The 12,683-nt window shown below is 66.7% G+C and carries 13 protein-coding genes; 7 read left to right on the top strand and 6 right to left on the bottom strand.

Translation table 11 applies throughout. The features are described 5' to 3' along the window. Nucleotides 1-364: 364 nt before the first annotated feature. Nucleotides 365-1,060, top strand: coding sequence for a LysE family translocator (locus ULB03_RS18265; protein ID WP_322484530.1), 696 nt, complete (start codon nt 365-367; stop codon nt 1,058-1,060). Between the two features lie 2 nt (nt 1,061-1,062). Here ULB03_RS18265 and ULB03_RS18260 read toward each other — a convergent pair whose 3' ends face one another. From ULB03_RS18260 to ULB03_RS18245, 4 genes are read right to left on the bottom strand one after another with little or no spacing between them, the layout of a single operon-like run. Next, nucleotides 1,063-1,521, bottom strand: a complete 459-nt coding sequence (locus ULB03_RS18260) for a periplasmic heavy metal sensor (RefSeq protein ID WP_322484529.1) — start codon at nt 1,519-1,521, stop codon at nt 1,063-1,065. Between the two features lie 35 nt (nt 1,522-1,556). Beyond that, a complete protein-coding gene (locus ULB03_RS18255; RefSeq protein WP_322484528.1) occupies nt 1,557-1,994 on the bottom strand; it encodes a hypothetical protein in 438 nt (145 codons plus the stop codon). Continuing rightward, a complete protein-coding gene (locus tag ULB03_RS18250; protein WP_322484527.1) occupies nt 1,991-2,602 on the bottom strand; it encodes a sigma-70 family RNA polymerase sigma factor in 612 nt (203 codons plus the stop codon). Before ULB03_RS18250 ends, ULB03_RS18255 begins: the two co-directional genes overlap by 4 nt. Beyond that, nucleotides 2,599-3,471 carry a sterol desaturase family protein gene (locus ULB03_RS18245; protein ID WP_322484526.1) on the bottom strand — a complete coding sequence of 291 codons (873 nt, stop codon included), beginning with the start codon at nt 3,469-3,471 and terminating at the stop codon, nt 2,599-2,601. The genes ULB03_RS18250 and ULB03_RS18245 overlap by 4 nt, the downstream gene beginning before the upstream one ends. Before the next feature lie 171 nt (nt 3,472-3,642). Here ULB03_RS18245 and ULB03_RS18240 point away from each other — a divergent pair, with 171 nt between their 5' ends. The 5 genes from ULB03_RS18240 (at nt 3,643) to ULB03_RS18220 (ending at nt 7,130) form a co-directional block, all read left to right on the top strand. After that, entirely contained in the window at nt 3,643-3,924 is a 282-nt protein-coding gene (locus ULB03_RS18240; protein WP_322484525.1) for a cysteine rich repeat-containing protein, read from the top strand. 171 nt (nt 3,925-4,095) lie between these two features. Then, nucleotides 4,096-4,839, top strand: a complete 744-nt coding sequence (gene hisG / locus ULB03_RS18235; RefSeq protein ID WP_322484524.1) for an ATP phosphoribosyltransferase — start codon at nt 4,096-4,098, stop codon at nt 4,837-4,839. Then, nucleotides 4,829-6,121, top strand: a complete 1,293-nt coding sequence (gene hisD / locus ULB03_RS18230) for a histidinol dehydrogenase (protein ID WP_322484523.1) — start codon at nt 4,829-4,831, stop codon at nt 6,119-6,121. Before hisG ends, hisD begins: the two co-directional genes overlap by 11 nt. An 11-nt stretch (nt 6,122-6,132) precedes the next feature. Beyond that, nucleotides 6,133-6,633, top strand: coding sequence for a UPF0262 family protein (locus ULB03_RS18225; protein WP_145732515.1), 501 nt, complete (start codon nt 6,133-6,135; stop codon nt 6,631-6,633). A gap of 8 nt (nt 6,634-6,641) precedes the next feature. Next, complete coding sequence (locus ULB03_RS18220; RefSeq protein ID WP_145732513.1) at nt 6,642-7,130, top strand: arsenate-mycothiol transferase ArsC; 489 nt, start codon at nt 6,642-6,644, stop codon at nt 7,128-7,130. Between the two features lie 50 nt (nt 7,131-7,180). On the opposite strand, the gene ULB03_RS18215 is transcribed toward ULB03_RS18220, so the two are convergent. Both ULB03_RS18215 and ULB03_RS18210 read right to left on the bottom strand, forming a co-directional pair. Then, entirely contained in the window at nt 7,181-8,002 is an 822-nt protein-coding gene (locus ULB03_RS18215; RefSeq protein ID WP_322484522.1) for an HNH endonuclease, read from the bottom strand. 72 nt (nt 8,003-8,074) lie between these two features. After that, entirely contained in the window at nt 8,075-8,977 is a 903-nt protein-coding gene (locus tag ULB03_RS18210) for a hypothetical protein (protein ID WP_322484521.1), read from the bottom strand. A gap of 389 nt (nt 8,978-9,366) precedes the next feature. Between ULB03_RS18210 and ULB03_RS18205 the strand changes: the two genes are divergently transcribed. Continuing rightward, entirely contained in the window at nt 9,367-12,618 is a 3,252-nt protein-coding gene (locus ULB03_RS18205; protein WP_322484520.1) for a S41 family peptidase, read from the top strand. Nucleotides 12,619-12,683: the final 65 nt, after the last annotated feature.

Raw genomic sequence — 12,683 nt, 5'->3', positions numbered from 1 at the left:
CATTTTTCTTTCAGCAACGCGCACTTTCAGGTTGTGAGATGACGGGCTGCCGGCTTAGCCTCCAGCCCATCACAACAAATGGTCATATTCCGATGCGCCTCGTCCCCCAATTTAGCCAGCAAACCGCTGTGCCGGTTGGGGTGGGGCTTTGTCTGTTTATGGCAGGGGTATTGGGGGATAACGGCTAAACGCCGCCACCCACGCACCCGATAACAGGCCCCGCGAGCACCGCCCGCGGGGCTTTTTTGTATTTCCGACTCCCCAATCCCGCCCGATGCCGTCCGCCCCCAGGGGGGCGAGGGCCCCACCCTCTTGCATTTCCAGGGTGGCGCGGGAACGACCTTTTAAAATTGGGATGGTTCTCATGGACCTGGACACGCTGATCACCATCGCGCCCAACCTGTTCCTGCCGGCCGCCTTCGCCGGCGTCTTCCTCAAGGCCATGCTGCTGGGCCTGGGCGTGGCCGCCCCGGTGGGGCCCATGGCTTTCCTGTGCATGCGACGCACCCTGGCCGGCGGCTGGCGCCTGGGCCTGGCCACCGGGGCGGGCATCGCCAGCGGCGACGGGGTCTACGCCGGTGTCGCCGCCTTGGGCCTGACGGAGGTGTCGGCCTTCGTGGCCGACCATGGCCGGCCCCTGCACCTGGCGGCCGGCTTGTTCCTGGCCTGGCTGGCGGTCGCCGCGCTGCGGCACAAGCCCACCGCCGCCCCGGGGGCGGACGCCGCACCCACGGCCGTCACCCTGTCCCTACCCCGGGCCTGGGTTTCCGCCTTCCTGCTGACCCTGACCAATCCGCCGACGATCATCGTCTTCGCCGCCATGCTGACAGCCGTCGTGCCTGCGGCCACCCTGGCGGGTGCCGATATGGCGCGGCTGCGCATCACCACCACCGTCGCCGGCGTGGCCGCCGGATCCATGCTGTGGTGGGCCGTCCTGGTGGCCGGGGTGGGAACCCTGCGCGGCATGATCGCGCCGCGCCTGGCCCGGGCCCTGGACATCACCACCGGGCTGGCCTTCCTGGCCTTCGCGGCGCTGGAGCTGTGGCGGGCGGCGCTATGAGGTCAGCGTCCGCGATAGCGGGCCAGGATGTGCCGCCCTTCAGGGGACATCTTGGGCAGCACCTCCATCATGATGTCCTCCAACACCGGGCCGATGGGTTGGCGCTGTTCGCGGGCGTTGGCCATGGCGGCGCGCAGGGCGTCTGGGTTCAGCGGTGTGCGGTCGATTTCGGCCCTGACTTGGCTCATGGCGTCGGCGAAGCGGCCCTGCGCCGTCTCCAGTTGCGTCATGTGGCTGAGGATGGCGGCCCGCAGCAGGCGGCTATCCTCCGGCGGCAATTCTTCCGCCAACTGGCCAATGATGGTGGCCAGGGCGTTGCCAGCGGCGGAACGGGCCAGCATCGGGGGCAGGGTGCCCAGGGCCGCGCGCTGGCGCCACTGTTGCGCCCCGATGAAGGCCAGCAGGAACAGGTTCACGGCCAAGGACAGGATGAAAACCAAGCGCAGGATGGGTGACCGCATCGGAGCAAGCCTTCGTTGGACGATTGACGGGGGCGCTACTGAACCAGCCAGTCGCCGCCCACGCCGGTCAGGGTGAACAGGGAGGTTAGCGAGGCCGTGGTCATCGTCGCCGTCTCGGGCGCTGGTGTCAGCCAGGTGCCAGCCAGCCAGCCGGCCACGGCCATGGTGGCGAAAACGGCACCGGCCGGCCGCCAGGACAACCACCGGGCCCAAGGAGGTGCGGCGGGATCCTGACGCCGGCGAATGCGGCGCAGGCTGGCGTCGATCCCGGCCTGGATACGGCTGGCGTCCGGCATGCCGTTCAGCTGGTCGTCCACAAGGGGCATCCGATGGCGCAAGGCGCCTTCCCACAGGGTGCGCGCATCCGTGTCCCGGTCACGCAGGCGCCGGGCCGCCTGCCGCGTGCCTGGTGGCCAGTGCTCGATATCCGGCCCGTGGGCTGCCAGCAATTGGGCGAATTCCTCGAGGATCATGGCTCACCCCCTGTTCCAACAAGTTCCTTGCCGCCCTTGGTCAACGCCCGCTCCAGGGCGCTTCGGGCGCGATACAGCAGTGACCAATAGGCGCGCAACGTCAGGCCCAACACCGCCGATGCCTGCGGCCCCGGCATCTCCTGGTAATAGAATAGAACCAGGGCGGCACGTTGCCTTTCCGGCAGGGTGGCCAGGGCATCCCGCACCTTCTGCCGTTCCGACCGGCGTTCCATGCGTTCGGTCACGCCCTCCGCCGGATCAGCCACGTTCAACGCCTCTTCCAGCGGGGCGTGGCGGCGGGCGCGCAGTCGGTCCACGCACAGCCGATAGGTGACGGTGTACAGCCAGGTCGAGAGACGGGCGCGCCCGGGCGCCCAGCGCCCCGCGTGGTTCCATACCCGCACCAGGACCTCTTGCGCCACGTCGTCGGCCTCGGCGTCCGACGTCAGCAGGCGCCTGGCCAACCGCCACGTGGTGGCGTAGTGGCGCTGACCCACCTGGCGCAGCGCCCGTTCGTCCCCCTGCGCGATGCGGGCCATCAGCGCGTCGTCGTCTTCCCCGCCGTCATGACACGCCGGTGCGAGGCTGTTGGGGTGCCGCTCCGTCACGGGGAGTCCCGTTGCGGAATAAGGGCACGCGCGCTCAAACTGTCGCCAGGCCGGCCGAACAGCTGGCCCAGGCGCCCGCGCAGGCCTCGCGCCCGGATCACGTCACGCCCCATGGCCACCCATTCGCGCGAGCACACCACCACCGGATTGACGCTGGGCGTGGCATGGGCCAGCCCGTATGTCAGCGGCACCTCCGGCCGCGCGGCGGCGAAGGTGCCGAACAGCCGGTCCCAGACGATGACCACGCCGCCGTAGTTCCGGTCGAGATAGCAAGGGTTGCTGGCGTGGTGCACCCGATGGTGGGCGGGGGTGTTCAACACCCATTCCAGCGGGCCCAGTGTCCCCACCGCCTCGGTATGCAGCCAGAACTGGTAGAACAGGTTCAGCGCCAGCATGGCCGCCACGGCTACCGGGTTGAAACCCAGGAAATACAGGGGCAGGTAGACCAACCATCCACCGGACAGGGTTTCCGTCGCGCCCAGGCGGAAGGCGCTGGCCAGGTGCAGGGAGGTGGGGGAATGATGGACGCTGTGCGACGCCCAAACCCAGCGCACTTCATGCCCCAGACGATGGGCCCAATAATAGCAGAACTCCACCGCCGCGAACAGCAGGGCCAGGCCCCACCAGCGGTCCAAGGGCAGGGTGGCGGCGCGGTGCATCCAGATGAACCAGGCGACAGCGCCCAGGATGCCGGCTGACGCCAGCTTCGCGGGAACGCGGATCAGGAAAATGGCGAGTGAGGTCGCCGTCTCCGCCCAGGGGTAGGGCCGGCGGCGATGGGCGTACCAAGCCAGTTCCGCCGCCACCGCCGCCGCGACGACGGGGTAGAACTCCAAGGGAATGACACTGGCGCCACCAGGGATGGCCATGACCGGGCCTCATGCGGAACGGGGGATTTGATGCTGATACGCCGGTCAGGGCTGGTTGTATTTGGGTCGCGCGGCGAATTTTTCTGGATGGCCGGACGAAGATTTGCCGATGACTCCCGCGTACCAGGGCCAGACGGCGGATTTGCCGCCGCTGATGACAAGGATGCCCCCATGATGACCCAGATGCTTTCACGCGCCATCCTCGCCCTTTCGCTGGTCGTGGCGCCGGTTGCGGCATTCGCCCAATCCCAGGACGGCCAGCCGGCGGGCCCGGTGGCCCGCGAGGCCATGAAGGCTTGCCAGCAGGATCGCCAGACGCTGTGCAAGGATGAGCAGCCCGGTGGCGGCCGCATCCTGGCTTGCCTCAAGGCGCATGAGGACAAGCTGTCGCCAGACTGCAAGTCGGCGCTGGCCACCCTGCCGGCCCATGGCCCGGCTCCGCAGGGAAATTAAGCAAGCCTACGCGGGGATGGCGGCGGGAGGGGCTGTAAGCCGCTGGGTGGCGCCTCCCGCAAACGGACAGGGCTGCCCTCCATCCCAGGGCGTTGGCGGAGGCGGATGATCTGCTATTCTGCGGCCCTCCGGACCCGGAATGGGGTTCGTCCATCGGAGCCCGCGTTTCCCATGCCTGCCGCCGCGCCGCCCTCATCCGCCCCGCTGTCCCCGGTCTCCCCGTCGGGGCATGCGCATACGGCCGCCGTCTCCGGCGCGCCGGAGCGGCTGACCCTGGCCCTGCCCAAGGGCCGCATCCTGGATGAGGTGCGGCCGCTGCTGGAGGCCGTGGGATTGCGGCCCGAGGCGGCCTTCGATGATCCCAAGAGCCGGGCGCTGCGCTTCGCCACCAACCTGCCGCACGTGGAAATCATCCGCGTGCGCAGCTTCGACGTCGCCACCTTCGTCGCCTTCGGCGCCGCCCAGATGGGTGTGTGCGGCAACGACGTGCTGATGGAATTCGACTACCCCGAAATCTACGCCCCCCTGGACCTGGGCATCGGCCGTTGCCGCCTGGCGGTGGCCGAGCCGGTGGCCGAGGCGCAGGGCGACGACCCGTCGCGCTGGAGCCATGTGCGCGTCGCCACCAAGTATCCCGAGGTCACCCGCCGCCACTTCGCCCGCCGCGGCGTGCAGGCGGAATGCATCAAGCTGAACGGCGCCATGGAACTGGCGCCCAGCCTGGGCCTGTGCCAGCGTATCGTCGATCTGGTGTCCAGCGGCGCCACCCTGAAGGCCAACGGCCTGGTGGAGATCGAGCATATCGCCGACGTGACCTCGCGCCTTATCGTCAATCGCGCCGCGTTCAAGACGCGCCACCCCGAGATCCAGGACTGGATCAACCGTTTCACGGAGGTTGTCAGCCATGCCGCGTGACCTGCGCACCACCGATGCCGGCTTCGAGGCGGACTTCGACCGGCTGCTGCATGCCAAGCGGGAATCCCAGAGCGACGTGGCCGACGCCGTGGCCGAGGTGCTGCGCGACGTGCGCCTGCACGGGGATGAGGCGCTGATCAAATACACCAGCCGCTGGGATCAGTTGGACCTGACGCCCGACCGGCTGCGCATCGCCGAGTGCGAGATCGAGGCCGCCGTGGCCGCCTGCGATCCCGAGGTGATCGAGGCGCTGAAGGTCGCGGCCGCCCGTATCGAGGCCTTTCACCGCCGCCAGACGCCCGACACCTATGATTATGTGGATGACGCGGGCGTGCGCCTGGGCGCCCGCTGGACGCCGCTGTCGGCCGTGGGCCTCTACGTGCCCGGGGGCCTGGCCTCCTACCCCAGTTCCGTCCTGATGAACGCCATCCCGGCCAAGGTCGCGGGCGTGCCGCGCCTGGCCATGGTGGTGCCGACGCCGGAGGGGGCGCTGTCCCCCCTGGTGCTGGCCGCCGCGCGCATCGCCGGGGTGGATGAGATCTACCGCGTGGGCGGCGCCCAGGCGGTGGCGGCGCTGGCCTATGGCACGCGCACCATCCGGCCGGTGGACAAGATCGTGGGCCCCGGCAACGCCTATGTCGCCGCCGCCAAGCGCCAGGTGTTCGGCACGGTGGGCATCGACATGATCGCCGGCCCGTCCGAAATCCTGGTGGTGGCCGATGGCGCCAACGATCCCAGTTGGATCGCGGCCGACCTGCTGTCGCAGGCGGAGCATGACAGCAGCGCCCAGTCCATCCTGATCAGCGATGACGCCGCCTTCATCCAGGCGGTGCGGGCGGCGGTGGACACCCACCTGAAGACGCTGCCCCGCGCCGTCATCGCCGGCGCCAGCTGGCGCAACAACGGCGCCACCATCCTGGTGCGCGACCTGGATGAGGCGGTGGCCCTGGTCGACCGCCTGGCCCCGGAACACTTGGAACTGGCGGTGGCCGATCCGGACGCCCTGGCGGCCAAGGTCACCCATGCCGGCGCCATTTTCCTGGGCCGCTACACGCCCGAGGCGATCGGCGACTACATCGCCGGTCCCAACCATGTGCTGCCCACAGCCCGTAGCGCCCGCTTCTCCTCCGGCCTGAACGTGCTGGACTTCATGAAGCGCACCACGCTGGTGGGCTGCGATGCCGCCAGCCTGGGGCGCCTGGGGCCGCAAGCCGCCATCTTGGCGGATGCCGAGGGCCTGGGCGCGCACGCGCTGTCGGTCCGCGTGCGGTTGGGCCGCTGAGGGGGCTTCGGATGTCCGACGCCAAGCCTCCGGATGATGGCCGCCAGCGCATCGTCCACGTCCAGCTGGTGGAGCAGACGGCCATCCGCCGCCGGCCGGAGGTGGAGCATGAGCGGGCGGTGGCCTTGTTCGACCTGGTGGAGGAGAACCAGCAGTTTCAGCTAGTGGACCATCCGGATGCCGGCCCCTATCGCCTGTACCTGTCCATCGAGGACAACCGCATGGTCTTCGACCTGCGGGATGAAGGGGATGCGGAGGTCGACCGCATCACCCTGCCGCTGACGCCGCTGCGCACCGTCATCCGCGACTATTTCCTGATCTGCGAGGGCTATTACAAGGCCATCAAGACCGCCAGCCCCTCCCAGATCGAGGCCATCGACATGGGGCGGCGGGGCCTGCACAACGAAGGCTCCGACCTGCTTCGTGAGCGGCTGGCCGCCAAGGTGACCATGGACCATGGCACCGCCCGCCGCCTGTTCACCCTCATCTGCGTCCTGCATATCCGGGGCTGAGGGCGGCAATGGCGGATACCCCGGATCCTTTCGCCGCCTTCGCCCCCGCCGTGCATCCGGCCCAGATCACCAGCGTCCTGTTCGCCTGCACCCACAATTCTATTCGGTCGCCCATGGCGGCCGCCCTGCTGCGCCACCTGCACGGCCATCGCCTCTATGTCGACAGCGCCGGCGTGCGCGAGGGCGACCCCGACCCCTTCGCCGCCGCAGTGATGGAGGAGATGGGCATCGACATCAGCCGCCACCGCGCCAAGACCTTCGACCAGTTGGAGGACACCAGCTTCGACCTGGTGGTGTCGCTGTCGCCGGAGGCGCAGCACCGCGCGGTGGAAATGACCCGCACCACCGCCTGCGACGTGGAATTCTGGCACACCTTCGACCCCAGCTTCATCGAAGGCAACCGCGAAACCCGGCTCGCCGCCTACCGCCAGGTGCGCGACAGCCTGCTGGCCCGCATCAAGCAGCGCTTCCCGCTGGGGCCTGTGCCGGTGTTGTGAGGGGGGCCATAGAAGATGGCGTAATGCACGGCTCAATAAAAAGAGATCGGTCAGGTCAGTGTGCCGATTTCACCTACCACAACCAGATAGGTTGCAGTGCCAGGGCAGTTTGCAAATAGACGAATCCGAACGACTACTAAGTTCGGGAATCCTAAAGCTCCTGGCGGTACCAACTCTATTTCATGAAGATCATCTCCGGCTGGTGATTTTGTTAGGTCTCCGCCAACTAAATGGCGCAATAAGCTGACGTCGTGGCCTCGGATGATTCCAAGAACATAAGGTTTGAAAACATTCAGTCCAAGCTCTGCCACGGCGTAGCTGTAACCGATCTTTGCTAGCAGACGGCCAACGTCCTCAGAATTTCCAGATGTCGGAAAAGAAACAGCATTTCCATACCTTGCTCGTAAAGCGTTTAGCCTCAAGCCAAAGTCGGGGAGTGTTGCAATTGATATTCCTCCCGCGAAATTTTCGAATGTTGGTGGGATTCCCATCAATGCTGTCGGATATGGAAATTCAAATGTTATCAGCAATCCTGGGTAATCTTTAGCTGGTAAGTCACGTTTTACTCCATCAACAATTACCCTAAATGTTTCATTTTGACGTAATTCTTTCTGTTTTCGGCCGCGGGATTTTGAGGGAAAATCGAATTGACGTCGCACCGGCCGAAACAGGCGGCCGGCGTTCCTTCCCTCAAATGCGCTCGTAAATTTTTGGCAATCGGAGCAGCTTGCAGAAGGTAGTTTTATTGTTCCGCCAAGGCTCTCAGGAATGATGTGTTCCGTCGTTAGATTTTCAAAATTATCACCCTTTCCGCAATATATACATTTGCGGATTGCATCGTATGTATGTACATGGCTCATCTTTGGCTGCATCAAAGAGCAGACCTCCGTCATTATGATTAAGTAAAACTTGATGGATACAATAACGGTAACCCTTCTTCTCGTCTACCGCCCATACCAGAACTTGTCCGGCAGGGCGGCCGTCTCCGGCGACAGCAGCGGGTTGGGGATGTCGATGCGGCGGCGGGTGTCCAGGTGGGCCTCGGTCAGCATCTGGCGGATGTAGGGGCTGTCGTTGAAGTATTTGAGGTAGGACCCGTCCTCATAGGCTTTCAGCAGGCCTTGTTCGATCACCGACGCCAGGGCCTCGTTGGCCTTGCTGGTATAGAAAAAGCTGTCGAAGGGATAGACCAGGACCAGGTCCCGCTCCACCGTCAGGTCGGGCACCTCGGATGCGCGTTGCGCCACCTCGGCGAAGATCTCGTTGGCGCCGCGGGGGAAATAATCGATGCGGTTCAGGCCGACCAGGCGGAACAGCAGATCGTAGCGAAAGGCCTCCACCGGCAGTCCCGCCGCCTGCAGGATGTCCACGTCCGGCCAGCCCAGGGCCTGGCCCGCCGTCAACGCCTTCAGGTCTTCAAGACCCCGGACGGCGGAGAACCGAGCCTGCGCCGCCTTGTTGATGATGAACAGGCGATAGCCCAGGACGCCGCGGTAGATGGGGATGCGGATGGGCCGCAGTTCCCGCTCCAGCCGGGTGGACATGCCGTTCCACAGCAGCGTGATCTCCCGCCCCTGTTGCAGGGCGACGGCGGCGCGCGCTTGTTCCATGGCCAGGGCGCTGGGGCGGATGGTGTAGTGGGCGCCCATCTTGTCCAGCGCCAGGCGCAGCAGGCCCAAGGGGTAATCGTCACGCGGGTCGGTGGCGTTCTCCGTGGCGCGGGGATAGACGATGGTGAAGAAGGCGGGGGCATCGGCCGGCTGTGGCCCGTCGGCCAGGGCCTGGCCTGGCGACACCGCGGCCAAAACCGCCATCAGGGCCCCGACCATCAGGGCCATGCGCAGCATGGTCCCGGGCCACCGTTTCCAACCCATCGTTCTTCCCCCTGGCCCTTAGGACCGTGGTCCGGTCCGGGGGCCAGCGTGGATTCTGCCACCCTGGACGGCATTTCCCACCGGGAATCGGTAGCACGACGCCGATTTGAGGGCGGCGTCGGCAGGGCCGTTCCTGGTGCGACGGTCGGTCCCGCCCTCCCGGTCATCAAGGCCGTTCAAGGCGGTAGCGGGCGGCTGCACGGTATGGAACAATCGGCTTAAGTCTTTTCACAACCCGGCGGTGTCTGATGCGTTGGCTTGGCGTGGCGCTCGCGTGCCTTTTGGTTTCCGGTTCGGTCATATCCTCTGGGGCCACGGCCCAGGTCAAACCGCCCGAATCAAAATCCGCTCCGCCGCCGCTGATGCTGCAGCATCCCAGCCTGTCGGCCAGCCTGATCGCCTTCGACTATGGCGGGCAGATCTGGACCGTGCCGCGGGCGGGCGGGCAGGCCACGCTGCTGGTGTCGGGGCAGGGGCAGAACAGCGGCCCCGTCTTCTCCCCCGATGGCAGCCTCGTAGCCTACACCGGCACCTATGACGGCAACACCGACGTCTATGTCGTGCCCGCCACCGGGGGCCAGCCGCAGCGCCTGACCTGGCATCCCGGCCGCGACGTGGTGGTGGGCTGGACACCGGACGGCAAGAACGTGCTGTTCCGCACCTTGCGCACCACGCCGCGCGACCTGGAACAGCTCTACACCGTTCCGGTCGGTGGCGGTGTGCCGACGCAGCTGCCGCTACCCTCGGGCTTCCAGGCCAGCTATTCGGCCGACGGCGCCCGCCTGGCCTATGTCCCCTTCTCGCAGTGGCAGCCGGCGTGGAAGCATTATCGCGGCGGCCAGACCTCGCGGGTGTGGATCGCGGCGTTGAGTGACAGCAGCGTGGTCAAGATCCCGCGCGACAACTCCAACGACCGCAACCCGATCTGGGTGGGCGACACCGTCTATTTCCTGTCGGACCGCGATGGCCCCGTGGCCCTCTACGCCTATGACGTCAAGACGGCCAAGGTCACGTCCGTCGTCCGCAATGACAAGGGCTTCGATATCCAGTCGGCGGCGGCCGGCCCCGGTGGCATCGTCTATGACCAGTTCGGCAGCCTGAACCTGTACGACACCGCGACGCATCAGACGCGCGCCGTGCCGGTGACCATCTCCGGGGAGCTGCCGCAGACCCGGGCGCACCTGGAAACCCTGGACCCGGACCAGATCCTGCACGCGGCACTCTCCCCCACCGGCAAGCGCGTGCTGTTCGAGACGCATGGCGAGATCCTGTCGGTGCCGGCGGAAAAGGGCGACGTGCGCAACCTGACGCAAAGCCCGGGCGTGGCTGACCGCGATCCGGCCTGGTCGCCGGACGGCAAGACGGTGGCCTGGTTCTCCGACGAAGGGGGCGAATACGCCCTGCACCTGCGGTCGTCCGACGGGCAGGGGGCGGTGAAGGTCATCAGCCTGGGCCAGCCGCCCAGCTATTTCTACAGCCCCGTCTGGGCGCCCGACAGCAAGAAGATCGCCTATACCGACAAGCGGTTGAACCTGTGGGTGGTGGATGTGGAGCACGCCGGCGACCACCCCGCCCCTGTGAAGGTGGACACCGACCGCTATGACAGCCCCACCAGCCAGTTGAACCCGGCGTGGTCGCCGGACAGCCGCTGGATCGCCTATTCCAAGCAATTGCCCAACCATCTGCATGGCATCTTCGTCTACAGCTTGGCCGACAAGAAGACGCAGATGGTGACGGACGGGCGCAGCAACGCCATGTCACCGCGCTTCGACCGGGGCGGCAAGTACCTGTATTTTGTGTCGTTCACCGACAACGGCTTGGACCAGGGCTGGCTGGACATGTCCAGCATGGGCCGCGCCACCAATGGCCGCGTCTACGTCATGGTGCTGCGCCGCGACCTGCCGTCGCCCCTGGCGCCCGAGAGCGATGAGGAACCGGCGGCCGACAAGAAGGCCGATAAGAAGGATGACGACAAAAAGGACGGCGACAAGAAGGGTGAGGGCAAGAAGGGCGCGGATGTCCGCATCGACTTCGCCGGCCTGGAGCAGCGCACCCTGGCCCTGCCCATCCCGCGCGTGAACCTGGCGGGCATCGACGTGGGGGCGGAGGGCGTCATTTTCGCCAGCGCCGGTCCCGTCGCCCTGACGGACGAGGATTACCTGGAGGGGGGCGAGAGCGGCTCGCCCAGCCTGGAGGTCGCCCGCTTCGACCTGAAGACGCGCAAGACCGACAAGTTCCTGGACAGCGTGGACCCCGGCAGCTTCTTCGTCTCGGCCGATGGACAGAAGGTGCTGTACGCCCAGCACGGCCGCTGGTTCGTGAACGGGGCCGACAAGGCGCCGGACGCGGGGGCCGGGGCTCTGAAGCTGGACGATATGCAGGTGTGGGTGGACCCGCGCGCCGAGTGGCGGCAGATGTACCACGAGGCTTGGCGCATTGAGCGTGACTTCCTCTACGACCCCAAGGCCCAGGGCCTGGATCTGGCCAAGGCGGAGCGGGTCTACGCCCCCTTCCTGGAGGCGCTGGCCGGCCGCGTGGACCTGAACACCCTGTTCGCCGAGATGACCGGCCATATCGGCCTGGGTCACACCTTCGTGGGCGGCGGCACCTTCCCCAAGCAGGACAAGGTCAGCGTCGGCCTGCTGGGCGCCGACTACAAGGTGGTGGGCAACCGCTATCAGTTTGCCCGCATCCTGGAGGGCGAGAACTGGACACCGGGCGCGCGGGCGCCCCTGACCCAGCCGGGCGTGAACGTCGCCGTGGGCGATTACCTGCTGGCCGTCAACGGCAACGAGGTGAAGGCGGACCAGGAGGTCTACCGCTACTTCCTGGGCACGGCCGGCAAGCAGACCGTGCTGACGGTGGGCCCCAAGGCCGATGGCGGCGGGTCGCGCCAAGTGACGGTGGTGCCCTTGGCTTCGGAGGCCAAGCTGCGCCTGCACACCTGGATGGAGGAAAACCGCCGCAAGGTCGACGAACTGTCCGGCGGGCGCCTGGCCTACGTCTACCTGCCGGACACGGCGGCCGGTGGCTTCGCCAACTTCAACCGCTACTACTACTCCCAGGTGGGCAAGCAGGGTGCCATCATCGATGAGCGCTTCAACCACGGCGGCCAGATCGCGGATTTCATCGTGGAGCAGATGAAGAAGACGCCGCAGATGATCAACACCACCCGCGAGGGCGAGGACATGGTGGAGCCGGCGCAGGCCATCTATGGCCCCAAGGTCATGATCATCAATCAGATGTCCGGCTCCGGCGGCGACGCCCTGCCCTGGCTGTTCCGCAAGGCGCAACTGGGCACGCTGGTGGGCGTGCGCACCTGGGGCGGCCTGGTGGGCATCGGCGGTTATCCGCCGCTGATGGACGGCGGTTCCATCACCGCCCCGCGCTGGGCGATCTACGGCACCCATGGCGAGTGGGAGGTGGAGAACATCGGCATTCCGCCGGATGTGGAGGTGGAGCAGGACCCCGCCCTGATCCGCCAGGGCCACGATCCGCAACTGGAAAAGGCGGTGGCCGTGGCGCTGGAGCAGCTGGCCAAGAACCCGCCGCCCACCTTCAAGCGGCCCGCCTATCCGGACCGCAAGCCGGTGCTGCCGGACCCGGCACGGTGAGGTCTTGAGGGGATGTAGGTATGTACCTACATCCCCGCTTGATTGTATCAGGTCCCAGGGGCATC

The sequence above is a fragment of the Nitrospirillum goiasense genome, from assembly GCF_034427435.1.
In the GTDB taxonomy this organism is placed as follows: Bacteria; Pseudomonadota; Alphaproteobacteria; order Azospirillales; family Azospirillaceae; genus Nitrospirillum.
The sequence above is the reverse complement of the archived record's forward strand: the minus strand, read 5'-3'. Positions and strand labels throughout refer to the sequence as shown.